Here is a 22,159-nt window from a genome sequence, read left to right on the forward strand (position 1 = left end):
CTCCACATCTCTCCGTCATGACGCGGAGACGCTGCGGGACATACCCGGCCGGCTGTGTCAGAACAGATCACCTATCGTGTTGCAATGCATGTTGCAGTGCGGTAGGGTCCTCGCGATCCTAACAAAAGCGAGGTCCGCAATGACCAAGTCGTTCGGGGAAGTCCTGGATAAGTATAGGGGAATTGGTCCGGGGTTCGATTTTCTTCGAATAGGGCTCGCCTTTTCCATCGTATTGACCCATTCCTTTTTGTTAACCGAGAACAATGCCTTCATCAGGGGGTCGGTATTCTGGTTCACTGAATACGCTCTAGTTCCGATGTTCTTCGCTTTGAGCGGATTTCTGATCGCCGGCAGCGCCCAGCGCCTGAGCCTCCGGAATTTCCTGATCAACCGAGGCTTGCGCATCGTACCGGCTCTTGCGGTCGATATCGTCGTTTGTTCGTTGATTATCGGGCCGATCATAACGGTCGTTTATCACTCCGAATATTTTACCGATCAGCGGTTTTTCAAATACTTCCTGAATATCGTCGGCTGGATCCATTACGAGCTGCCGGGCGTGTTCGAGAATAATCCAAGCCAGCGTGTCAATGGCGCTCTCTGGACGGTTCCCTGGGAGATCTTCTGCTATATCATCATGTCGTTCCTGATGATCACCGCCATCGTCAAGACGCGCTACAAGCTGCTCGCGGTGACGATCGCCTACATTGTCATCGGCATTATCGTGCAGAAGATGCCCTACCTGCTGCCGGGCTCGATCAAGCCAATCGCTCGCTTCCTGTTTATGAGCCGAGGCTCCCAGCTGATAACGGCCTTCATGATGGGCATCGTCGCCTTTCAGTTCAAAGCGGTCATTCCGCATTCCCGCTGGCTGTTCGCCGCCGCCTGCCTGGTTTGCATCGTCGCCATTCTGACCCTGGACAGCCGGGCGACAGAGTCGGTGATGAACCGGCCCCTGGTCATCACCTCTCTCGTTTACATCACCGTCTTCGTCGGCCTGTCCGAAGTGCCCATTCCGGCCTTTTTCAGGAAGGGCGACTATTCCTACGGCGTCTATCTCTATCACGACCCGTTTTTGCAGATCTGGATCAGCTCGTTCCCGTCGGTGTTTCTCTACCCGAAATATGGCGCGCTGGCGCTCTATCTCGTCGGCCTGCCATCGGCTCTCGCCGTCGCGGTGCTGTCCTGGCATTTCATCGAGAAGCCGATCCTCGGCCTTCGCAAGAAGTTCTCGTTCATTGCCCAGGTCAGGGGCGTCGAGGATGGCAACCAGGCTGGGCGCGAATCCAATGTCCGGCCGGTCGCCGTAAAGAGTTAGCACTTTGCCGGCTGGATATCGGCGGTGAGTTCAAAAGCTGGGCCAAGCACTCCATCGATCAGGATCGGCGAGCATTCGCGCATGCCGATCTTTCTGAGGACACGCTGCGAGGCGATGTTTTCGGGATGTGTGAAGGCGATGAAGCCTTGCGCAAACTGCCTTTCGAAGAACCAGTCGGCCAACGCGCCTGCCGCCTCGGTTGCCAGGCCCTTGCCCCACGCCTCCTCGCGCAGGGAATAACCGAGTTCGAATTGCTCGCTCCTGAACTGCGAAATGCCCGCGCGGCCGACGAAGCTGCCATCCTCGGCGAGGAGCTTGTATTTGGTCGTACCGTCGCGCGCCTGCTCTTCGAACCAGCCCCGCAGCCGCTGCTCAGCCTTCTCGAGGCTCCACGGCGCATTGCCGGACAGATATCGGGTCGTCGCCATCGTCGAATGCAGCTGCTGCACCAGGGCCGCATCGCCTTCGTCCCACATGACCAAGCTCAGCCGTGGCGTCTTCAGTATGACCCTCTGCTCTCTCATGGCCTTGCCAGTACCCCGCCGCTGACCGGGACGCCCACTCCCGTCGTGCCGGGGAATGTCAACGGCAGCCCGTCCAGCGACCGGACGGCGAGATAGGCCCAGGCCTCGGCTTCCATCGCATCACCGTCGAAGCCTGCCTCCTCGGCGCTCAGTACCTTCGAGCCGAACCTTTCGGCCATGACCGAAAATTCCGCCATCAGAGTGGCATTCAGGCGCCCGCCGCCGCAGACGATATAGATCGCTGGGGTCTCGGCCAGGAAGCTGGCGGATTTGATGATCGAGGCGGCGGCGACATGCGCCAGCGTCCGGGCGCCGTCTTCAAGGCTCGCCTCCTCGGGCCGAAGCGTCGCGAAATCGCCGCGGTCGAGGGAACGGCGAACATTGCCGCGAAAAAACGGGCTTTCCAGGTAACGCTCCGCCAGGCTGGCCACGACCTTGCCGCGCCCGCCGATCTCGCCGCCGGGATCATAGGTTCTGCCGGTCTGCATCTCCACCCACTGGTCGATCAGCGTATTGCCCGGCCCGCTGTCGAAGGCCGATATCCGGCCATCCGTGCCGATGGAGGTGAGATTGGAGATGCCGCCGATATTGACGAAGCAGACCGCCTGTCCCTGCTGCTGGAATTTTCCCGCAAGTGCTGCATGATAGGCCGGCACCAGCGGCGCCCCCTGCCCGCCATGAACCATGTCGTTGGCGCGCATGTCGTAGACCACCGGTATGCCGGTTCGGCGCGCCAGTTCCGGGCCGTCGCCAATCTGGATCGTTAATCCCTCATCAGGGCGATGAAGCACCGTCTGGCCATGGAAGCCGAGAACATCGACGCCATCGGCTAAGAGCCCGAAACGCTCCAGGAATGCCGTAACGGCAATTACATGCCGTAAGGTCAGTTCAAGTTCGATTTCCCGAAGCTCAGCGGGTCGTTCGTTCCTGGCGCTCAGCGGGCGAGCCAGTTCCAGCGCCCGTTTGAGCTGCCCGCGAAAATCGGCGTCATAGGGCACGCCCATGAACGGCCCGCGCTCGATGAAGCCGCGGCCGTCGGTCCTGATCAACGCGACGTCGATTCCGTCCATCGACGTGCCGCTCATCAAACCGATTGCGGTCCTGATGACATCCATGAGGCTTGCCTCCCCTGCGATTCCCGGATGCACTTTTATAAAAACAGTGCTAAACGCGCCGCGACAGATCAACAACAACGAACTTGCGTGAGGCCCACACGGGCAAGCGCAGACACCAAGAGACGAAACCCATGTCCGAGTTCAAGTCCGATTTCCTCCGCACGCTGAAAGAGCGCGGCTTCATTCATCAGGTCTCCGATGAAAGCGGCCTCGATGACCTGTTCGCCAAGGAAACCGTGACGGCCTATATCGGCTTCGATCCGACGGCACCCAGCCTGCACGCCGGCTCGCTGATCCAGATCATGATGCTGCACTGGATGCAGAAGACCGGTCATCGCGCCATCTCGCTGATGGGCGGCGGCACCGGCATGGTCGGCGATCCCTCCTTCAAGGAAGAAGCGCGCCAGCTGATGACCGTCGATACGATCGAAGGCAACATCGCCTCGATCAAGCGCGTCTTCTCCAATTACCTGAACTACGGCGACGGTCCGAAGGACGCGCTGATGATCAACAATGCCGAATGGCTGCGCTCGCTGAACTACCTTGAATTCCTGCGCGACGTCGGCAAGCACTTCTCGGTCAACCGCATGCTGTCCTTCGACAGCGTCAAGACGCGTCTCGACCGCGAACAGTCCCTGTCCTTCCTGGAATTCAACTACATGATCCTCCAGGCCTATGACTTCGTCGAGCTTGCCAAGCGCTACGATTGCCGACTGCAGATGGGTGGTTCGGACCAGTGGGGCAATATCGTCAACGGTATCGATCTCGGTCACCGCATGGGGACACAGCAGCTCTATGCGCTGACATCGCCGCTGCTGACGACGTCATCCGGCGCCAAGATGGGCAAGTCAGCAACGGGCGCTGTCTGGCTGAACGCCGACATGCTCTCGGCCTATGATTTCTGGCAGTACTGGCGCAACACCGAGGATGCCGATGTCTCGCGCTTCCTGAAGCTCTACACGACGCTGCCGATGGATGAAATCGCCCGTCTCTCCGCACTCGGTGGTTCGGAGATCAACGAGGTCAAGAAGATCCTTGCGACCGAGGTAACGGCGATCCTGCACGGCCGCCAGGCCGCTGAACAGGCTGCCGAAACGGCACGCAAGACCTTCGAGGAAGGTGGCCTTTCGGAAAACCTGCCGTCGGTCGATGTGCCCGCCTCCGAGCTCGACGCTGGCATCGGCCTGCTGTCGCTGATCGTTCGCGCCGGCCTTGCCTCATCGAACGGCGAAGCGCGCCGTCACGTCCAGGGCGGCGCAGTCCGCATCAACGACGAGGCGGTCAGCGACGAACGTAAGATGATCGGCAGCGGCGAAATCACTGCCGACGGCATCATCAAACTCTCTCTCGGCAAGAAGAAGCACATCCTGATCCGCCGCGCGGCGTAAACGGCCTTATTTCCGAACAGATACCAAAGCCGGCGCCTGCGCCGGCTTTTTTCTTTGCCTCACTATTCGGGTCGGCGAGCAAGATCATTCAGCTCCCCGCCGGTATTCGGCGTCACCTCGTTTGGTCTCTCGGAGAAGATAGCCGGCGGATCGACGCTTGAAGCGGGCTTCACCCGCGACCACCAGCTGATCGAGAAGATCGGCGGCGTCATCATCGCGTCGAGGGGAACCATGAGGACGTGGTCGGAACGGATGACCGCCTCTTGCGATTTCAGCCGCACGACCTTTTCCGCGGCAAGCGAAGCGTCGGCAATTGTCAAAGCCATCATGGCGGCCGATGCGAAAGAAACTGTCCGGGCGCACTGCATCGCATCCTCCGACATTGCACCGGCCGTTGCTTCATGACCGGGACAGCATAGTACATCAGATTTCCCTAAAATAGGCAAAGCATCACTGCTGGATTTGTCAGCCTGGCTTGGAATCGGCTTGTCGAGGAGGAGCCCGCGCATTTTTCTGCCACGAAGCACTACCACCCCATAGCGAACGCTTTATCGGAACCTTTTCCGCCCGCCGGGATTTGCGACCAGATTGGATTGGAGCGCCGGCATGATCAATGACCTTTGGTATAAGAACGCCATCATCTACTGCCTGTCCGTCGAGACATTCATGGATGCGAACGGTGACGGCGTGGGTGATTTTCAGGGCCTGATGCGGCGCCTCGACTATCTCTCCGGCCTTGGCGTGACAGCGATCTGGCTCATGCCGTTCCAGGCTTCGCCCGGGGGCGACGACGGTTATGACGTCTCCGACTATTACAATGTCGATCCGCGTTATGGCTCGCTCGGCGATTTCGTCGAATTCACCCACGGCGCCAAGCAGCGCGGTATCCGCGTGCTGATCGATCTGGTGATCAATCATACATCCAAGGACCATCCCTGGTTCCAGGACGCCAGGAGCGATCCGCGCTCGCGCTATCGCGACTGGTACGTCTGGTCAGACAAAAAGCCCGCGAATGCGGACCAGGGCATGGTCTTCCCGGGGGTCCAGAAGACGACCTGGACCTATGACGACAAGGCCAAGGCCTATTATTTTCACCGCTTCTACGATCATCAGCCCGATCTCAATACCTCCAACCCCGAGGTGCAGGCGGAAATCCTCAAGATCATGGGCTTCTGGATCCAGCTCGGCGTCTCCGGTTTTAGGATGGATGCCGCCCCCTTCATCATCGCGACGAAAGGCGCCGACGTTATCAAGCCTGTCGAGCAGTTCGACATGTTGAGGAAGTTTCGTGAATTCCTGCAATGGCGCCTAGGGGATTCCATCGTGCTGGCAGAGGCCAACATCCTGCCGAAGGACAATTTCGAATATTTCGGCGATGACGGCGACCGCATGCAGATGATGTTCAACTTCCAGGTCAATCAGGCGCTGTTTTATGCTTTCGCCAGCGCCGATACCCGGCCGCTCAAGAAGGCCATGGAGGCTACGAAACCGCGCCCCGCGACCGCGCAATGGGGCCTCTTTCTTCGCAACCATGATGAACTTGATCTCGGCCGGCTGACGGACAAGCAGCGCGGCGCGGTATTTGCCGCTTTCGGAGCTGAAAAGGATATGCAGCTTTACGACAGAGGCATTCGCCGTCGCCTGGCGCCCATGCTCGGCGGTGACCGCCGCAGGATCAACATGGCCTACAGCCTGCTGTTCTCGCTGCCTGGAACGCCTGTCATCCGCTACGGCGACGAGATCGGCATGGGCGATGATCTAAACCTGCCGGAGCGTGACTGCGCACGCACCCCGATGCAATGGTCGACCGAACCGGAAGGCGGTTTCACCAAGAGTAAAAAGCCTGTTTCACCCGTCATCAAGGAAGGCCCCTACGGTTTCCAGCATGTCAACGTTGCCGAACAGCGGCGCGATCCCAATTCCTTGCTGAACTGGACCGAGCGGATGATCCGGATGCGCAAGGAAGCCCCTGAGATCGGCTGGGGCGACTTTTCTGTGATCGACACCGGGAACGACGGCGTGCTGGCGCTTCGTTATGACTGGCGCGGCAATTCCGTGTTGATCCTGCACAATTTGCATGCGCAGCCGGCGGAAGTGACTTTCGATCCCGACATCGGTGAAGACGGACGACAATTGATCGATATTGCCGATGGTGCAAGCAGCAAGGCAGACGGGAAAGGATTTCATACCGTCATGCTCGATGCATACGGCTATCGCTGGTATCGCGTCGGCGGCCTCGACTATCTCCTCAGGCGCAAGGAGATTTAGGTACGTCTCGCCACGACCTCAGCCGTGACGGTTTCCCCGACTCACTGGAATTCGAAGATCTGCCGGAAAACACCAGGCGCAATGATCGACAGCGGGTTGATCTGCAGGTTCGGCTGGTCGAACTTGCCTGTCAGCTTGAAGGTGATGCCGATCAGGCCGCGGTCGCTGCCATTGCCGAGGATGACGCCGATCAGCGGCAGTTCGGCAAAAAGGCGGTTGAGGCCATAGGCCGGCATGAAGGTGCCGGTCATGTCCATGTTGCCCTTGCGGTCGCGCACGATGCCTTGGAAGGTTGCGCCGATCTGGTCGCCGCGCAACACACCGTTCTCGATGCCGACCATGCCATTGCGCGAGACGACACGGGCAAAGCCGCGCTGGAAGCGCTGCGACGAGGTATCGATATCCCGTTTGACGGCTTCGTTGAGGCTGCGCTGCTCATTTCCGACAGGCGTCGAAACGATCGACTGCAGGCGTTGTTCGTTGACGATCGCGAAGCGGCGCACGTCGAGCGAGCCATCCCAACCGCCCTCCGCCCCCAGCCGGATCGCCAGATTAAGCAGGCCGCCCTGCATGTGCTGGTAGAGATCGGCGAAACGCGATACCGCGCCGGCATCGCCACTGGTGATGTTGATGACGCCGCCGTCCTTCATCTGGCTGACCACGGCCTCGCCGCTGTCGGTAACGGCGGAGAAATTGAGCGCCTGCAGCTTGTCGCCGCGCAGTGATATTTGCGCCTGGAAATTGCCGACCTTCTCGTCGTTGAAGCCGATGACGTTTTTCAGCCTGGCACGCACCGATACGCCGGTGTCGCCGGCATCGCCATCACCATCGCCGTCCGAGCCCGATTTCAACCGCGCGATGACCGGCCGCGCATCGGCGCTGTCGCCGGAGACCGAGACGTCGAAATTGCCCTTGCTGCGTTTCACCGACAAGGCGAAATCGTCGAGCGAGGAGAGCTTGACGCTGTCGAAATCAGCAGAGATCAGCCCGCCTTTGCCAATGTTCAGCGACCCGTTGGCGCCGAAACCATCGCCCTTTAATCGAAAATTCTTGATCTGGGTATTGTCGGCCGGGCCAGACGTTTCAAATTCGGCCGTGGCGGCAATGCCGCTGCCCTTCGACCAGCCGATCCACGGCAGTTGGAGCAGCGATTTGGTGAGGTCGAGTTGGACGTCCTGCCGGTCGTCGTCGATCCGCGTCAGTACCATCTTTACGTTGCCGCCGACGATGCCGGAAAGGCCGGGTATCAGCTTGTTGCGCTGGTCCTCGGAAAGCGTCGCGGTGATCACCCGCTGCCGCACCGCCGTGTCGGATGCCTCGACCGGTTCGGTAAGATCGATATCGGCCGGGACGCCGTCGATTTGGCCCTTGGCGTCGAGCGTGATCCGTTTCGGATTGCCGTTCAGCGTGCCATCGAGATTGCTGATCGTACGGCCGGAAAACGGCTTGGCAAGATCGATATCGGTGAGCTTCATTGCCGCCGTCCATTCGGCCGGCGGCGGGTTTTGCGAGGAGAGCAGGCCGAAATGGGCCTTCACATTCGCCTCGATCCGGCCCTTGAGATCGTCGGGCGTAAAGCCGGCGCGCTGCAGCACGCGGATCGGCCTGTAGGTCAGAAGCTCGCCGACGGCGTCCGCCGCCCCGGAGACCGCGAGATCGATATCGGCCATCAGCGGTTTATCGTAGGTGGCAGGCAAGATGAACGTCCCCTGCCCGAGACCGACGGACCGGCCGGAGGGGAAATAAGACGTGCCACTCTTGATCGCGATCGTCGCAACCGGGCCGGTCAGGTCAAAATGTGCTGACGTGTCGCGGATCGGCGGAATGTCTCCGGCGACGTTCATCCGCGCCCCCGTGATATCGAAGCCGATGCGAATCTGGTTGGCATCGAGCTTCAATCCCTTGCCGCCGGCTGCCTCGTCCAGCCTGCCGAAGGGAATGAAGACGGAAATGGAGGCGTCGGTGACGGTGCCGCCGAAGAGATTGCCGTGCACCCAGGTGCGTACCTTGGGCGCCATCCAGAACGGCCAGAGCTGCTTGATCGCTATCGTCTGCAGTTGCGCCGACTGGCCGGCGAAGCTGATCTCCGGTGATTTGTCGCCGAGTTTGACATCAAGTGATCCGTAGAGCGCCCCGAGCGGGCTGGAAACGGTCATGTTGGGAAACTGGAATTCGCGGCCGGCGACCATGTAGCGCCCGGTCGCCTGGATGTCGAAGGAGAGCGGCTGCTCGCCGGAGCCGCCGGGAGCTGCCGTGCCGCCGCTGACGAGCAGGTCGATACCGAAGCCTTTGCCGGCCTGCGGGTCGAGCTTGTCGAGATCGATCAGCGCGCCGTTGATGGGAAGCGTGGTCGCGCCGAATCGGGCGTTTGACCTGGCGATCTCGAGCGTCTGCTTGGAGAAATCATAGACGAGATTGATTTGCCCGCCTGACAGCTCCTGCGGATCGCCATCCGTATAGATCTGGCCAGGATCGATGTCGATCGTCGCAGCAAGCGCCGACGGCACCCCATCGCGCGCTCTGGTGGCCGACACTGTCAGGTCGGCAAAGGCGCTGAGCCCCTGCCGTATCACGCCCTGATCGTTGCGTTTCAGCGCAAAGGGCGTGAGGTCGGCATGCTTGAGCGTCGCCACGACCTTCGACACGTGGCCGTCTTCCTTCTCGGCCAGCACGTCGAGATCCGCCACCTCGCCGTTGAGCGCGACTTCGCCGGTCAATTGCAGCGAGGACGGGCCGGCATGGGCAAAGACGAGATTGTCGATCACAAGCGACAGTGGACCGTTGGCGGTATCGGCGAGCTTGATGTCGATGCCGGAGATGCGCACCGAATTGGTCGAGCCGCGCGTCACTATGCTGTCGAACATGTCGAACTGCGAGAAGATCTTCTCCATCGCCGCCGGCACGGCGTCGATGCGCAGATCGTCGAGCTTGACGGGATTGCCGGAAGGCAGAAGCGCAGTATCGAGCGCAATATCCTCCGCTTCGATGTCCGCGACGGCGATGCGGCCGCGGAAAAGCTGCAGCGGATCGAGCCCCAGGCGCACCGAACCAGTCGTCGACAGGTGCTGGCCGCTCTCCTGGTCGATCATGTTGACGTTGCGCGCTTCAAGCGCCAGCCGGAAATCCGAGGTGAAGCGGATGACGGTGGAGCCGACCTCGGCGCGGTAGCGCGGTCCGGCCACGCCATTCAGCGCCGCCTGAGCCTGCTGCGACAGCGGCTTGTCGAACATGCCGCTCTCGACGGTGAAAACGATGCCAGCGAGAATAACGAGGATCAGTCCCAGAAATCCTGAGGTCAGCTTCGCCGTGCGGCGCATCTGCGAACGCGGCGGCGGGCAATGAACGATGATCGGATCCTCGGCCTGGGCGGACGGCAAGCGGTCCAGCGCAACGATATCCTTCTTGCGAAACGTGACCTTTTCGCCGCGGATGGCTGACATGCGCCCTCGGGCTCTCCCTTTAACTGAAGAATTGAACCCGGCCATGCTGGACGGGTATCCGTCCACTATATAATTCGGGGAGAGAAAGTGTCATCCACAAACCCGGCAAAAGAAAGGTTTTCCCAATGGCGGTTCCCGGCATCGGCGTCTCGGCCCCTGATTTCAACCTTCCCCGCGACGGCGGCGGCCGCGTCACGCTGGCCGAATTCCACGGCAAGCCGCTCGTATTGTTCTTTTATCCCAAGGACGACACGACGGGCTGCACCGCCGAATCATTGGCTTTCACAGCGTTAGCAAGCGAGTTCGAAGCGGCCGGTGCTGCCGTCATCGGCATGTCGCCCGATTCGGCCGCCTGCCATGACAGGTTCATCAAGAAGCACCGTCTTTCGGTGGCGCTTGCCTCGGACGAGGAAAAGACGACGCTGCAGGCCTATGGCGTCTGGAAGGAAAAGAGCATGTACGGCCGCAACTTCATGGGCGTCGAGCGCACCACTTTCCTGATCCGCCAGGACGGGACGATCGCCACCATCTGGCAGAAGGTGAAGGTGCAGGGCCATGCCGAAACCGTGCTCGAGGCCGTGAGGAATCTGGCGGCGTGACCGGAGATCTGGCGATAAGCTCGCTGCGCGGTGGCGCCATCGATGCCATCTGCTCGGCCGATCTCGACCGCAAGACGGCACTTGCGCAGGAAAGCGCTACCCGCTGGTTCGCCCGCCGCGTGTCGCTGCGCTCGCCGCTCGATGCGGCCCTGCCCGACAGGCCCGGCCGTCCCGAGAAACCAGTGCTGACGCCGCCGACGCAAGTGGAGAAGCGCTCGCTGCATACGCTCAAAGGGCGGATCGCCCTGCTCCACGCCATCGCCCATATCGAGCTCAACGCCGTCGATCTGGCGCTCGATATCGTTGCGCGATTCGCGACCGAGCAGGTGCCGAACTCCTTCTTCGACGGCTGGATGCAGGTCGCCTTCGAGGAGGCGAAGCATTTCCGCATGGTGCGCGCCAGGCTCAACGATCTCGGTGCTGATTACGGTGATCTACCCGCGCATGACGGGCTCTGGCAGGCCGCCCATTCGACGCGCAACGATCTGACGGCAAGGCTCGCCGTCGTGCCGCTGATTCTGGAAGCCCGCGGCCTCGACGTGACGCCGTCGCTGCAGGCGAAGATGCGTCAGACCGGCGATCTCGAAAGTGCCGATGTCCTAGACGTCATCTACAACGACGAGAAAGGCCATGTCGCCGTCGGCGCCAAATGGTTCCGCTTCCTCTGCGCCCGCGAGAAACGCGACCCTGCAAAATCCTTCCAGGAGCTGGTGCGAGCCAATTTCCGCGGACCGCTGAAGCCGCCTTTCAACGACCTTGCCCGCGCCGAAGCCGGGCTGACGCCGTCCTTCTACCGCTCGCTGGCATCGATCAGCCACGCTTGAAGTGTCCCGGGCATGCTGCGCATGCCCGCCATTTGTGATGCGACGGCGATAATGAAAGCATTCATTAACCATAACCGTGTCTAATTTTCCGAAAGAGGCGTAGAGCATCAATCGGGAGAGCCTGCGTGAACAGCGGACATCAGCACCGGGTATTCGGCAGGCGGGCACAGGAACATATCCTCATCCTGGCAAGCGGTGACAAGGTCCGACATATGACGGTCCGACCCTGGATGGCTGCCCTGGCCTTCTGCTTCGTCGGCGTCTTCTCGATCGGCTACCTCTTGGCCACATCCTATCTCGTGCTGCGCGACGACCTGATCGGCGCCACCATGGCCCGCCAGGCTCGTATGCAGCACGACTATGAAGACCGCATCGCCGCCCTCCGCGCTCAGGTCGACCGCATCACCTCCCGCCAGCTTCTCGACCAGCAGGTGGTCGAAGACAAGGTCGACAAGCTGATGGAGCAGCAGATGGCGCTCACCTCGCGCCATGGCAAGCTCGACAATCTGCTCGACCGGGCCGAAAGCTCCGGCCTGACGGAAAAGGATGGCGCCCTGCCTGCACCGTCTTCGCCCGTTCAGTCCTATGCCCCCGATCTCAAGGACAAGCGTGCTTCGCTCACCGGCAACGGCATCGAGGCGATCGAGAAACAGCTGGCGAGCGGCACGCCCGCCGATGCGACGCCCGACAATTCGACGCTTGCCTATGTGCCGGCCACCGACACGGTCGGCGACCGTGCCGACCGCATCTTCTCCAAGGTGACGCTGTCGCTGAAAGATGTCGAACAGGATCAGCGCAGCCGTGTCGAACAGCTGACGAGCGATGCCGGCAATGCCGCCAACGCCATCGAGACCGTGCTGACCCGCTTCAAGATTCCGATGCCCGAGACCGCTGCCAAGAAAGACGATGACGATGCCGTCGGCGGCCCCTATGTCGAGCCCGAAAGCAACGACGACTTCAACAATTCTCTGGTCGCGCTTGACGGCGCGCTGACCCGTCTCGAAGAGGTGCGCAGCACCGCCGAATCCCTGCCCTTCCGCAATCCCGCTATCGGCAAGGACGTGACGAGCCCGTTCGGCAATCGACGCGACCCTTTCCTCGGCCGCCTCGCGCTCCATTCCGGCATCGACTTCCGCTTTTCGCCGGGCGAAAGGATCCGCCCGTCGGCCCCCGGCAAGGTGATATCGGCCGGCTGGACCGGCGGCTACGGCAACATGGTCGAGATCGATCACGGCAACGGCATCTCGACGCGCTACGGACATATGTCCCAGGTCCTGGTCAAGGTCGGCGACACAGTCGACCGCAATGACGTTATCGGCCTTGCCGGCAGCACCGGCCGCTCGACGGGCACGCATCTGCATTACGAAGTGCGCCAGGACGGCCACGCGGTCGATCCAGTATATTTCATGAATGCCGGCCTTAAACTCGCCACCTATATCAAGTAACTCCTGCCCGGTAACCAACGCTTCACTCTGCAATGGGTGCGGCGTCTCTATTTCTTGACTTGCCGGCCATTCGGGGCTATGTCGCGCTGCATTGCGGCATGCAATCCCGCCGACTCGTTCAGAGCTCGGCCGAACGGAATGGAAACAGTTTTCCCTTTGACGACATTTGCTGACCTTGGCTTAAGCCAAAAAGTGCTATCCGCTGTTACGGACGCGGGCTACACGATCCCAACGCCTATTCAGGCGGGCGCCATCCCGTTTGCGCTCGAGCGCCGCGATATTTGCGGCATCGCGCAGACCGGCACTGGCAAGACAGCATCCTTTGTTCTGCCGATGCTGTCGCTTCTGGAGAAGGGCCGTGCGCGTGCGCGCATGCCCCGCACGCTGATTCTTGAACCGACGCGCGAACTCGCCGCTCAGGTCGCCGAGAATTTCGAGAAATACGGCAAGAACCACCGCCTGAACGTCGCCCTTCTGATCGGCGGCGTTTCCTTCGAGGACCAGGACCGCAAGCTCGAGCGCGGCGCCGATGTGCTGATCTGCACGCCCGGCCGCCTGCTCGACCATTTCGAGCGCGGCAAGCTGCTGATGAGCGGCGTCGAGATCCTCGTCATCGACGAGGCCGACCGCATGCTCGACATGGGTTTCATCCCTGATATCGAACGCATCGCCAAGATGATCCCGTTCACCCGCCAGACGCTGTTCTTCTCGGCAACCATGCCGTCGGAGATTCAGAAGCTCGCGGACCGCTTTCTGCAGAATCCCGAGCGCATCGAGGTCGCAAAGCCGGCCTCCGCTGCCGCGACCGTCACTCAGCGCTTCGTCGCTTCGCACGGCAAGGATTACGAGAAGCGAGCGGTTCTGCGCGAACTCGTCCGCGCCCAGACCGAGCTCAAGAACGCTATCGTCTTCTGCAACCGCAAGAAGGATGTCGCCGATCTCTTCCGCTCGCTTGAACGCCACGGCTTCTCCGTCGGCGCCCTGCATGGCGATATGGACCAGCGTTCCCGCACGATGACGCTGCAGAGCTTCCGCGACGGCAACCTCCAGCTTCTGGTGGCCTCCGACGTCGCCGCCCGCGGCCTCGACATTCCTGATGTCAGCCACGTCTTCAATTTCGACGTGCCGATCCATTCCGAAGATTACGTTCACCGCATCGGCCGCACCGGCCGTGCCGGCCGCTCCGGTGCCGCCTTCACCTTGGTCACCAAGCGCGATACCAAATTTGTCGACGCCATCGAGAAGCTGATCGGCGAAAAGGTCGAATGGCTGAGCGGCGACCTGAATTCCCTGCCGCCGGCAGAAGAAAGCCGGGAAACTGAACGTCCGCGGCGCAACAGCCGCGAGCGTGGTGCCAGAGATGGCGCAGCCCGAGATCGCGCGCCGAGAGAGAATGGCGACAGGGATCGTGGCCGCGGACGCGGCAGTCGCAGCGCTGCGAGTCATAAATCTGACAACGACATACAGGATAATGGCGTAGACGTGATCGAAGCAGCACCAGTAAAGGCCGACATCGTGAAGAACGAGCGCAAAGCAGAGCAGAAGCCGCAGAACAATGCGCGTAACAGTCGGCCTTACCCGGCAAATGATGACAGCCGCGACCGCCGCCGTCATCGCGATCACGACGACGGCCCGACCCCGATCGGCTTCGGCGACGATATCCCCGCCTTCATGCTGATCGCCGGTAGCGCCAAGGTCTGAACTTCCAATGGGCAGGCCCGGTATTGATTTTCCGGGTCTCGGCGTCGGCTTGGTGATTCTGCGCGACGCCAGGATCCTTCTCTACAAACGCATGCGTCCACCTGAAGCCGGCTATTGGAATATCGTCGGCGGCAAGGTCGATCACATGGAGCCGGCTGAGGAAGCCGCGCGCCGCGAGGCCGAAGAGGAAACCGGCCTGACGATCGGCCGCATCGAACGCCTCTGCATCAGCGAGCAGATCATCGAGGCCGATCGCCAACACTGGATCTCGATCCTCTATCTCGCCCGTGACGTCGACGGCGAGCCGCAACTGACCGAACCGGACAAGCTTTCGGATTTCGGCTGGTTTCCCCTCACCGATCTGCCCGAGCCGCTGTCAGCCTTCACCAAGGCGGCGATAGCAGCCTTGCCGACTGCCGAACGCGGCTAGTCATTCGGCGCGAAGCGACGCCTCATAGGCAAGCCGCACCCATTTCGCCATCAGATCGGGATCGTCGTAGGCCTCGTCGGGGATCGACCAATAGGGCATCTTCACCGGCTTGCCGTTCTTGCCCTCATAGGTCCACTGCGTGGCGCCGGCAGCGGCAAATTCCGGGGCGCTCGTCTCATCGGCCTTCAGCAGCATCTCGTCACGCACTTCAAGCGCGATGATGCGCCCGAGATGATAGATGCCTTTGCCGCCAAACATGCGCTTGACCGTAACGGGCCCAAGCCCCTGAAACATTTCCTCGATCCCGGCATTGTCCATTCTCTATTCCCTCGAAATCTCGGCCACCCCCAGCGCATCGGCCCTTGTACGTCCGAAAGGACGCATGGCGCTCTAATCACAGCGCGTGATAATCCCGGTTCATATAGATGAGCGCCGGGTGTTTTTCGCTGAATCGGACAGCAGCGACCTCGCCGAAGATGACATTGTGCGTCGGCATTTCCTTGATATCGATCACCCGGCAATCGAAGGCGGCAAGCGCGTCGGCCAGCACAGGCGCACCGGTGGCAAGCATCTCGAAACGGGCGCTGGCGAAACGGTCGTCATTGGCAAGCGACGTGCGCCCGGAAAAGGCATCGGCAACGCCCTGATGATGGGCGCCGAGCGTGTTCAACGCGAAAATGCCGCTGCGGAAGAAGATCTCATTCTTCGGATTGGTGTTGTTGAGGCAGATCAGCACCGAGGCCGGATTGTCCGAAACCGAGCAGGCGGCCGTGATGGTGACGCCGCGGCGCACCTCGCCCATCGCCGTCGTCACGAGCTGTACATGGCCGGCATAACGGCTCATGGCATCGCGATAAAGGCCGGGGTCGATATGCTGCCTGTTCAACACCTGCTTCTCCCGTACGCGCTTATTCTGCCCGGATCGACTTGCTATCGCGCCAATATGGCGAGCATCGGTTACCTTTTCTACAATAGGACCGGTGAAAAGCGCTGTGTTGCGCTTGTTTTTCTTTGACGATCGCGGCCTTGCGGATAAAAGGGCATGGACGATGGCTAGGGATCTCCGCCTTTCATGATCAACCTGCGTGGCATAGCAGCCTGTCTGGCGGTGCTGGGAGCGGCGGCGCAAGGCCATGCGGCCGGCGTGACAATCGGCGTCGTCGCCCCTCAGAACGGCCCGCTCGCCCTCCTCGGCGCCCAGATTACCGCCGGCGCCGGCTTCGAGATTCAGCAGTCAGAAAATACCCTCGTCGCCATCAACGAGACCTGCGAGGATAATAGCGGTGCTGCGGTCGCCGATGCGCTTGTCAATGCCAAGGTGCAGGTCGCGATCGGCTTTCTCTGCAGCGAAACGCTGGAAGGCGCGCTGCCGAAGCTGAAGGACGCCAGCATTCCCGCAATCACCGTCTCCGTTCGCTCCCGCATCCTCATGGAGGATGCGTTGAAGAACGGCTGGCCGCTCTTCCGGGCAGCACCCGCCGACGGTGCCGAGGCGGCAAAGATCATCGAGGTGATCCTGAAGGACTGGGCCGCCGATCCGATCGCCCTGATCGAAGACGGCACCATTCATGGCCGCGAACTGACGGAAGCGGTGCGCAATGCGCTGGAGCAGAGTGGCCTGAAGCCGGTCTTTACCGATACCTACCGGCCGGGACAGGAGCAGCAGATTGCCCTCGTTCGCCGCCTGAAACGGGCCGGTGCCACCAGGGTCTTCATCGGCGGCGACCGCAGCGACGTTGCCGCCATCTCCCGCGACGCCAAGGCGGAGAATATCCCGCTGTCCATCCTCGGCGGCGATGCCATGCGCGCTGCCGACCAGCCGCTGCCGCTGAATGAAGGCGTGCGCGCTGTCGCACTGCCCGAATACGCCATTCTACCGGAAGGCACAGCTGCGGCCGACGCGCTGCGTGCCAAAGGCATCGAGCCGGAGGGTTATGTCCTGCCATCGCTGGCCGCGGCACTCGTTGCCGGCCAGGCGGGGCAAGCCGCCGCTGCGGCGGGCAAGCCCCTGCAGGAGACGCTTCTCGGCACGACATTCCAAACGCCGGTCGGCGCCATCGCCTTCACCAGTGCGCATGAACTTTCGCAAAACCCCTACCGCCTGCTTGAATGGCGGGGTAACGGCTTTTTTCCACCTGCCGCGCCGACGCAATGAGCGGTGCGTCAGCGTTGAATTCGGGCGCCGCGGTCAAACGGCGGCCTTTACGGAGTAAGATTTGATGACGCTGCCCATTCGCATTGCCCCCTCGATCCTCGCGGCGGATTTTGCCAGGCTCGGCGAGGAGGTGCGCGACGTGACGGCCGCTGGCGCCGACTGGATCCATCTCGACGTCATGGACGGGCATTTCGTGCCGAACATCTCCTTCGGCCCCGATGTCATCAAGTCGTTGCGCTCCTATACATCAGCCACCTTCGACTGCCACCTGATGATCTCGCCGGTCGACGACTATCTCGAAGCCTTCGCCAAGGCCGGCTGCGACCGCATTACCGTCCATGCCGAAGCCGGACCGCATCTGCACCGCTCGCTGCAGACCGTCCGCAATCTCGGCAAGAAGGTCGGCGTGACGATCAATCCGGCGACATCGCTCAGCGCCATCGAGAATGTGCTCGACGATGTCGACCTCATCCTGATCATGTCGGTCAATCCCGGTTTCGGCGGACAGAAGTTCATTCCGGCGATGGCGGCCAAGATTGCTGCGGCGAAGTCACTGATCGGTGATCGGCCGATCGAACTCCAGGTCGACGGCGGCGTCACGGTGGAAACGGCGCCTGATATCGCCCGGGCGGGCGGCAACGTTCTCGTCGCCGGTTCGGCAATTTTCAAGGGCGATACGGTCGAGGATTATCGCCGGACTGTCGCCGATCTGCGTCAGGCAGCCGAAGGGGCACGAGCATGAAGAAACGTCTGATCATCGGTGGCATGCTTGCCGTCGCATTTGCCGGCCTGCCCGGCCTGTCACTTGCCGGCGACATCGCTAATATCCAGCCGATCGGCTTTTCCGCCGACGGCAAGGTCTTCGGGTTTCAGGAATTCGGCATCGAGCAGAGCGGCGTCCCCTACTCCAACACTTATTTCGTCGATACCGACAGCGGCCATTATCTCGAGGGCACGCCCTTCCACACGGAACTGACCGATAAGGACGCCAATCTCTCCAAGGCGCGGCGGCAGAACCTGACGGCTGCGCGCAGCCAGATGGACAAATACGATCTCCTGACCAATCCCGGCCTGATCGCCGCCTTCAATCCGCCGACCGAACTCGGCTCCCCTTCGAAAACGATCCGCTACACGACGCTTGCGACCGACGGCCCGCCGAAATCGCCCTATACGCTCTCGCTCGGCGAGATGCCGGTGCCGACACCGAAGGGTTGCGCTGCGGTCAACAAGCGGGTCATCGGCTTCAGCCTGCAGATGATCGAAAAGGAAGGCGCTCCGAACCGTCAGGCGGCCCGCCAGGCGACGGCGGTTCCGGCCGAGCGTGCATGTTCGGTCGAATACCGGATCGGCGGCGCTGTGGTCTACCAGCCGGAAGCCGGAAACCAGGTCCATATCGCCCTCGTCCTGGCCTTCGATGCCGAACGGAACGGCCGCTGGATCGCCGTTCCGGTTCATCCCTGAGGACGGATCGCCCCAGGATGGATCGTCTAAGAGCTGCACGGCCACCCTACCCCGATCTGATCGCCGGCGCGTTGCTTTGGGGTATGCAGATGCTTGCAGCCGCCATGCTCGGCCTTTACTTGCGCAACGGCCTGCAGACGAGCCGCCTTGCCGAGGTCGCCGCGCTCTATTTCGCCGGCGGCCTGTTCGCCTGGCCATTCGCCCTGCCGGTCGCCCGCTTCCTTGCTTATGGCAGGCCGCCGGAAGCGCGTTTTGCCGCTTTTTTCGTGACGCTGACGGCAGCCACGATCCTGATGACCGCCTTCCTCTTCGCCATGGAATACCGGATCTTCTATTCGCGCTGGCATGCGCCCTTCGGCAGTATCGTCTGGGCTTTCCAGTTCGTCTTCACCGGTGCCAGCGCCGTCTACCAGTTCTTGGTGATCGGCCTGCGCCTTTTCCTGCCGCTTGGCCTCGTCTGCCTTGTCGCAAGCAGCTATCATCTTGCCAAACGCATGCGTTGAGATTGCCGCCCGTCTTTGCTACAGGGGCGCTAACCTCGATAAAGCAAACCTCTTGAAGTGAAGGCAGTCGCCCATGATCCCGCGTTATTCCCGGCCCGAAATGGTCGCCATCTGGTCTCCCGAAACCAAGTTCCGCATCTGGTTCGAGATCGAGGCGCATGCCTGCGACGCGCTGGCCGAACTCGGCGTCATCCCAAAATCGGCCGCAAAGACGATCTGGGAGAAAGGCGGCGCTGCCACCTTCGACGTCGACCGCATCGATGAGATCGAGGCCGTCACCAAGCATGACGTCATCGCCTTTCTCACCCATCTCGCCGAGATCGTCGGCCCGGATGCGCGCTTCGTCCACCAGGGCATGACCTCGTCCGACGTGCTCGACACCTGCTTCAATGTCCAGCTGGTCCGCGCCACCGACATCCTGCTTGCCGATATCGACCGGCTGCTCGAAGCGCTGAAAAGCCGCGCCTTCGAACACAAGGACACCGTCACTATCGGCCGATCGCATGGCATCCATGCCGAGCCCACCACCTTCGGCGTCAAGCTGGCGCTCGCCTATGCCGAATTCGAACGCTGCCGCCAGCGCCTCGTCGCCGCCCGCGAGGAAGTCGCGACCTGCGCCATATCGGGCGCCGTCGGCACCTTCGCCAATATCGATCCGCGCGTCGAGGAACATGTCGCCGAGGCGCTTGGCCTGAAGGCCGAACCGGTCTCGACACAGGTCATCCCGCGTGACCGCCACGCCATGTATTTCGCCACGCTTGGCGTCGTCGCCTCCTCGATCGAGCGGCTGGCGACCGAGATCCGCCACCTGCAGCGCACCGAAGTGCTCGAAGCCGAGGAATATTTCTCGCCTGGCCAGAAGGGCTCCTCGGCCATGCCGCACAAGCGCAATCCGGTTCTGACCGAGAACCTGACGGGCCTTGCCCGCATGGTCCGCTCCTACGCCATGCCGGCGATGGAAAACGTCGCTCTCTGGCACGAGCGCGATATCTCGCATTCCTCGGTCGAACGGATGATTGGCCCCGATGCGACGGTGACGCTCGATTTTGCCCTGTCACGGCTCGCTGGCGTCATCGAAAAGCTGTTGGTCTACCCTGAGAATATGGAGAAGAACCTCAACAAGTTCCGCGGCCTCGTCCATTCGCAGCGCGTCCTGCTGGCACTGACCCAGGCTGGCACCTCCCGCGAGGACGCCTACCGCCTCGTCCAGCGCAACGCCATGAAGGTGTGGGAACAGGGCAAGGACTTCCTGGAAGAGCTGCTTGCCGACGCCGAAGTCCGCGCTGCCCTGTCGGAAGAGGACATCCGCGAAAAATTCGACCTCGGCTACCACACCAAACACGTCGACACGATCTTCCGGCGTGTGTTTGGCAACGCGTGAGCGGTTCGGGATCAACGATACGGCGGCGCCCTTGCAGGCGCCGTTTTCATACCTAACTTTTCTGAAGCGGCCGCTGTTCTTGCTTCGGCGCTTTGGCAGCCACAGGACGCTTGCGTGCCTCCGCCTTTTTCGACGGTGCCGCATCCGCTGCCTCTGATGTCCTGCAAGCCTCCCTCTCGCCCCTGCCTTTGGCGGCCTTGGCAACCAGCTCGTCGAGACTTTTCAGTTCTTCCTCGTCGAGATTCTCGATACCGATGAAACGGTTCTCGGCATGGCTGGTCAGGATGATTTCGTTGAGCTTGGCCTGGATCGCCCGCGTGTCGCGTGTCTGGGCGTTCTGCAGCACGAAAACCATCAGGAAGGTGATGATCGTCGTGCCGGTATTGATGACCAGCTGCCAGGTTTCCGAATAATCGAAGAAGGGGCCGAGTGCCGCCCAGATGACGACGGCGATCAGTGCCAGGATGAAGATGACGGGTTTGCCCGCCCATTCCGATACCTTGGTTGCAAAGTGGGCAAACAGATGCTTCATCGTCACCTCAAAGATCCTCCCTCGAAGTCTCCGGAACATGATGTCGATGACATCATGCTCTCGGCTAAACAAACTCCGAGGCAGGTTCGAGGTTCCCCCAGGGATCCGAGATTCCCTAGGGCGCCGGGATTCCCCGCAAAAAGGGCCGTGGTTACGCTGTGGCTTCCCGCGCAATCAGCTTGCGATAGAGATGCCAGGTCGCATGGCCAAGGATGGGGATAACCAGCGCAAGCCCGGCAAAGATCGGGATCGTGCCGATGACGAGTAGCGCAGCGACGATAAGGCCCCAGAGCAGCACCGGCACCGGATTGACGAGCAGCGCGCGGATCGAGGCGCTTACGGCTGCCACCGCCCCGACATCGCGGTCGAGCAGCAGCGGAAAGGTGATGACGGTCATCGCCAGCACGACGAGCGCAAAGACGAAGCCGATGAGATTGCCCCAGATGATCAACTGCATGCCCTCTGACGTGCCGAAGACCTGGCGGAAGAAATCTGCCATGCTGCGCGGAAAGACCTCGCCGAGCAAATTGCTGTAGAGCGTCTGTGCCGTCACCAGCCAGACGACGAAGAGGCCGCAGAGCATCAGCCCGACCGCCACAATTGACGGCAGTGCCGGCGAATGGCGCACATCGAGCGCATGCGTCCAGGACGCGTCGAGGCCGGCCTCGCGCCGGCGGCTGATTTCATAGAGGCCAATCGCTGCGATCGGGCCGATCAGCACGAAACCCGCCATAAGCGGGAAGACCATCGGCAAAAGGTTGGCGCCCGAGCTCCACAGCGTCAGGAAGACGCCGGCGATCGGATACATCAGGCACAGGAACACATAGTGGGACGGCTTCTCCATAAAATCCTCGTATCCGCGCTTCAGCGCGTCGAAGACGTCAGCGATACCGATGCGATTGACGACGGGCCGCGCCAAGCTTTCGCTGGCACCCGTCATGACATGAAATGCCGCCATGGTTTTCTCCTCCTCAGCCGAGACCTGATCGGCGGCGGAAAGCATCGGCGGGCAAGCCGACACGAATTCCGCAACCGGCACTGGAGCAATATAGCAACTTTCAACGCCCGTGTCGCTCTC

At 61.4% G+C, this 22,159-nt stretch carries 21 protein-coding genes; 13 read left to right on the forward strand and 8 right to left on the reverse strand.

All coding sequences use genetic code 11. From position 1 onward, the window contains the following. Positions 1–139: 139 nt before the first annotated feature. Positions 140–1,315, forward strand: coding sequence for an acyltransferase family protein (locus tag ELH03_RS10470; RefSeq protein ID WP_128402600.1), 1,176 nt, complete (start codon positions 140–142; stop codon positions 1,313–1,315). Here ELH03_RS10470 and ELH03_RS10475 read toward each other — a convergent pair. Together ELH03_RS10475 and ELH03_RS10480 are read right to left on the reverse strand one after the other, a co-directional pair. Next, a complete protein-coding gene (locus tag ELH03_RS10475; protein ID WP_128411326.1) occupies positions 1,312–1,839 on the reverse strand; it encodes a GNAT family N-acetyltransferase in 528 nt (175 codons plus the stop codon). The genes ELH03_RS10470 and ELH03_RS10475 overlap by 4 nt on opposite strands. Continuing rightward, positions 1,836–2,954: an anhydro-N-acetylmuramic acid kinase gene (locus tag ELH03_RS10480; RefSeq protein ID WP_128402602.1), complete on the reverse strand. Its 1,119-nt coding sequence runs from the start codon at positions 2,952–2,954 to the stop codon at positions 1,836–1,838. The genes ELH03_RS10475 and ELH03_RS10480 overlap by 4 nt, the downstream gene beginning before the upstream one ends. A 131-nt stretch (positions 2,955–3,085) precedes the next feature. Between ELH03_RS10480 and tyrS the strand changes: the two genes are divergently transcribed. Further along, positions 3,086–4,342 carry a tyrosine--tRNA ligase gene (tyrS, locus tag ELH03_RS10485; RefSeq protein ID WP_128402603.1) on the forward strand — a complete coding sequence of 419 codons (1,257 nt, stop codon included), beginning with the start codon at positions 3,086–3,088 and terminating at the stop codon, positions 4,340–4,342. Between the two features lie 62 nt (positions 4,343–4,404). Here tyrS and ELH03_RS10490 read toward each other — a convergent pair whose 3' ends face one another. Beyond that, entirely contained in the window at positions 4,405–4,725 is a 321-nt protein-coding gene (locus ELH03_RS10490) for a hypothetical protein (protein WP_128411337.1), read from the reverse strand. Positions 4,726–4,948: 223 nt separating this feature from the next. Here ELH03_RS10490 and ELH03_RS10495 point away from each other — a divergent pair, with 223 nt between their 5' ends. Beyond that, positions 4,949–6,610: an alpha-amylase family protein gene (locus ELH03_RS10495; RefSeq protein WP_130766278.1), complete on the forward strand. Its 1,662-nt coding sequence runs from the start codon at positions 4,949–4,951 to the stop codon at positions 6,608–6,610. Between the two features lie 41 nt (positions 6,611–6,651). On the opposite strand, the gene ELH03_RS10500 is transcribed toward ELH03_RS10495, so the two are convergent. After that, on the reverse strand, positions 6,652–10,050 hold the full coding sequence (locus tag ELH03_RS10500; RefSeq protein WP_128402605.1) for a YhdP family protein: 3,399 nt from the start codon (positions 10,048–10,050) through the stop codon (positions 6,652–6,654). A 125-nt stretch (positions 10,051–10,175) separates the two neighbouring features. On the opposite strand from ELH03_RS10500, the gene ELH03_RS10505 reads away from it, so the two are divergent. The 5 genes from ELH03_RS10505 to ELH03_RS10525 all read left to right on the forward strand — a co-directional run bounded on the left by ELH03_RS10505 (position 10,176) and on the right by ELH03_RS10525 (position 15,049). Beyond that, a complete protein-coding gene (locus tag ELH03_RS10505; protein WP_018242176.1) occupies positions 10,176–10,649 on the forward strand; it encodes a peroxiredoxin in 474 nt (157 codons plus the stop codon). After that, positions 10,646–11,473, forward strand: coding sequence for a ferritin-like domain-containing protein (locus ELH03_RS10510; RefSeq protein WP_128402606.1), 828 nt, complete (start codon positions 10,646–10,648; stop codon positions 11,471–11,473). The genes ELH03_RS10505 and ELH03_RS10510 overlap by 4 nt, the downstream gene beginning before the upstream one ends. A 125-nt stretch (positions 11,474–11,598) precedes the next feature. Next, positions 11,599–12,918 (forward strand): peptidoglycan DD-metalloendopeptidase family protein, encoded by a 1,320-nt coding sequence (locus ELH03_RS10515; RefSeq protein ID WP_128411328.1) that lies wholly within the window; start codon positions 11,599–11,601, stop codon positions 12,916–12,918. Positions 12,919–13,056: 138 nt separating this feature from the next. Continuing rightward, a complete protein-coding gene (locus ELH03_RS10520; protein ID WP_128411329.1) occupies positions 13,057–14,619 on the forward strand; it encodes a DEAD/DEAH box helicase in 1,563 nt (520 codons plus the stop codon). A gap of 7 nt (positions 14,620–14,626) precedes the next feature. Beyond that, positions 14,627–15,049: an NUDIX domain-containing protein gene (locus ELH03_RS10525; protein WP_128411330.1), complete on the forward strand. Its 423-nt coding sequence runs from the start codon at positions 14,627–14,629 to the stop codon at positions 15,047–15,049. On the opposite strand, the gene ELH03_RS10530 is transcribed toward ELH03_RS10525, so the two are convergent. Together ELH03_RS10530 and ELH03_RS10535 are read right to left on the reverse strand one after the other, a co-directional pair. Continuing rightward, positions 15,050–15,367: a TfoX/Sxy family protein gene (locus tag ELH03_RS10530; RefSeq protein WP_018072246.1), complete on the reverse strand. Its 318-nt coding sequence runs from the start codon at positions 15,365–15,367 to the stop codon at positions 15,050–15,052. It abuts the gene before it with no gap. A gap of 76 nt (positions 15,368–15,443) precedes the next feature. Continuing rightward, complete coding sequence (locus tag ELH03_RS10535; RefSeq protein ID WP_128402610.1) at positions 15,444–15,938, reverse strand: flavin reductase; 495 nt, start codon at positions 15,936–15,938, stop codon at positions 15,444–15,446. Positions 15,939–16,121: 183 nt separating this feature from the next. Here ELH03_RS10535 and ELH03_RS10540 point away from each other — a divergent pair, with 183 nt between their 5' ends. The 5 genes from ELH03_RS10540 (at position 16,122) to purB (ending at position 20,549) form a co-directional block, all read left to right on the forward strand. Next, positions 16,122–17,204 (forward strand): ABC transporter substrate-binding protein, encoded by a 1,083-nt coding sequence (locus ELH03_RS10540; RefSeq protein WP_128402611.1) that lies wholly within the window; start codon positions 16,122–16,124, stop codon positions 17,202–17,204. Positions 17,205–17,268: 64 nt separating this feature from the next. Then, on the forward strand, positions 17,269–17,946 hold the full coding sequence (rpe, locus tag ELH03_RS10545; RefSeq protein WP_018242183.1) for a ribulose-phosphate 3-epimerase: 678 nt from the start codon (positions 17,269–17,271) through the stop codon (positions 17,944–17,946). Beyond that, complete coding sequence (locus tag ELH03_RS10550) at positions 17,943–18,665, forward strand: DUF2259 domain-containing protein (RefSeq protein ID WP_130766279.1); 723 nt, start codon at positions 17,943–17,945, stop codon at positions 18,663–18,665. Before rpe ends, ELH03_RS10550 begins: the two co-directional genes overlap by 4 nt. Positions 18,666–18,682: 17 nt before the next feature. Continuing rightward, positions 18,683–19,168 carry a hypothetical protein gene (locus tag ELH03_RS10555; protein ID WP_128402613.1) on the forward strand — a complete coding sequence of 162 codons (486 nt, stop codon included), beginning with the start codon at positions 18,683–18,685 and terminating at the stop codon, positions 19,166–19,168. A gap of 73 nt (positions 19,169–19,241) precedes the next feature. Then, positions 19,242–20,549, forward strand: a complete 1,308-nt coding sequence (gene purB, locus ELH03_RS10560) for an adenylosuccinate lyase (RefSeq protein WP_018072252.1) — start codon at positions 19,242–19,244, stop codon at positions 20,547–20,549. Positions 20,550–20,601: 52 nt separating this feature from the next. Here purB and ELH03_RS10565 read toward each other — a convergent pair whose 3' ends face one another. Next, a complete protein-coding gene (locus ELH03_RS10565; protein ID WP_128402713.1) occupies positions 20,602–21,081 on the reverse strand; it encodes a low affinity iron permease family protein in 480 nt (159 codons plus the stop codon). 151 nt (positions 21,082–21,232) lie between these two features. Further along, positions 21,233–22,039 (reverse strand): DUF2189 domain-containing protein, encoded by an 807-nt coding sequence (locus tag ELH03_RS10570; protein WP_130766280.1) that lies wholly within the window; start codon positions 22,037–22,039, stop codon positions 21,233–21,235. Positions 22,040–22,159: the final 120 nt, after the last annotated feature.

Source organism: Rhizobium beringeri (genome assembly GCF_004306515.1).
Taxonomy (GTDB): Bacteria; Pseudomonadota; Alphaproteobacteria; order Rhizobiales; family Rhizobiaceae; genus Rhizobium; species Rhizobium beringeri.

Bases quoted from the DNA above. Each gene is read 5' to 3' on its own strand.
- ELH03_RS10540 (WP_128402611.1), top strand. From the start codon at position 16,122: ATGATCAACCTGCGTGGCATAGCAGCCTGTCTGGCGGTGCTGGGAGCG.
- ELH03_RS10505 (WP_018242176.1), top strand. From the start codon at position 10,176: ATGGCGGTTCCCGGCATCGGCGTCTCGGCCCCTGATTTCAACCTTCCC.
- purB (WP_018072252.1), top strand. From the start codon at position 19,242: ATGATCCCGCGTTATTCCCGGCCCGAAATGGTCGCCATCTGGTCTCCC.
- tyrS (WP_128402603.1), top strand. From the start codon at position 3,086: ATGTCCGAGTTCAAGTCCGATTTCCTCCGCACGCTGAAAGAGCGCGGC.
- ELH03_RS10570 (WP_130766280.1), bottom strand. From the start codon at position 22,039: ATGGCGGCATTTCATGTCATGACGGGTGCCAGCGAAAGCTTGGCGCGG.
- ELH03_RS10495 (WP_130766278.1), top strand. From the start codon at position 4,949: ATGATCAATGACCTTTGGTATAAGAACGCCATCATCTACTGCCTGTCC.
- ELH03_RS10555 (WP_128402613.1), top strand. From the start codon at position 18,683: ATGGATCGTCTAAGAGCTGCACGGCCACCCTACCCCGATCTGATCGCC.
- ELH03_RS10525 (WP_128411330.1), top strand. From the start codon at position 14,627: ATGGGCAGGCCCGGTATTGATTTTCCGGGTCTCGGCGTCGGCTTGGTG.
- ELH03_RS10530 (WP_018072246.1), bottom strand. From the start codon at position 15,367: ATGGACAATGCCGGGATCGAGGAAATGTTTCAGGGGCTTGGGCCCGTT.
- ELH03_RS10475 (WP_128411326.1), bottom strand. From the start codon at position 1,839: ATGAGAGAGCAGAGGGTCATACTGAAGACGCCACGGCTGAGCTTGGTC.
- ELH03_RS10500 (WP_128402605.1), bottom strand. From the start codon at position 10,050: ATGTCAGCCATCCGCGGCGAAAAGGTCACGTTTCGCAAGAAGGATATC.
- rpe (WP_018242183.1), top strand. From the start codon at position 17,269: ATGACGCTGCCCATTCGCATTGCCCCCTCGATCCTCGCGGCGGATTTT.
- ELH03_RS10470 (WP_128402600.1), top strand. From the start codon at position 140: ATGACCAAGTCGTTCGGGGAAGTCCTGGATAAGTATAGGGGAATTGGT.
- ELH03_RS10550 (WP_130766279.1), top strand. From the start codon at position 17,943: ATGAAGAAACGTCTGATCATCGGTGGCATGCTTGCCGTCGCATTTGCC.
- ELH03_RS10480 (WP_128402602.1), bottom strand. From the start codon at position 2,954: ATGGATGTCATCAGGACCGCAATCGGTTTGATGAGCGGCACGTCGATG.
- ELH03_RS10520 (WP_128411329.1), top strand. From the start codon at position 13,057: ATGGAAACAGTTTTCCCTTTGACGACATTTGCTGACCTTGGCTTAAGC.
- ELH03_RS10490 (WP_128411337.1), bottom strand. From the start codon at position 4,725: ATGTCGGAGGATGCGATGCAGTGCGCCCGGACAGTTTCTTTCGCATCG.
- ELH03_RS10565 (WP_128402713.1), bottom strand. From the start codon at position 21,081: ATGAAGCATCTGTTTGCCCACTTTGCAACCAAGGTATCGGAATGGGCG.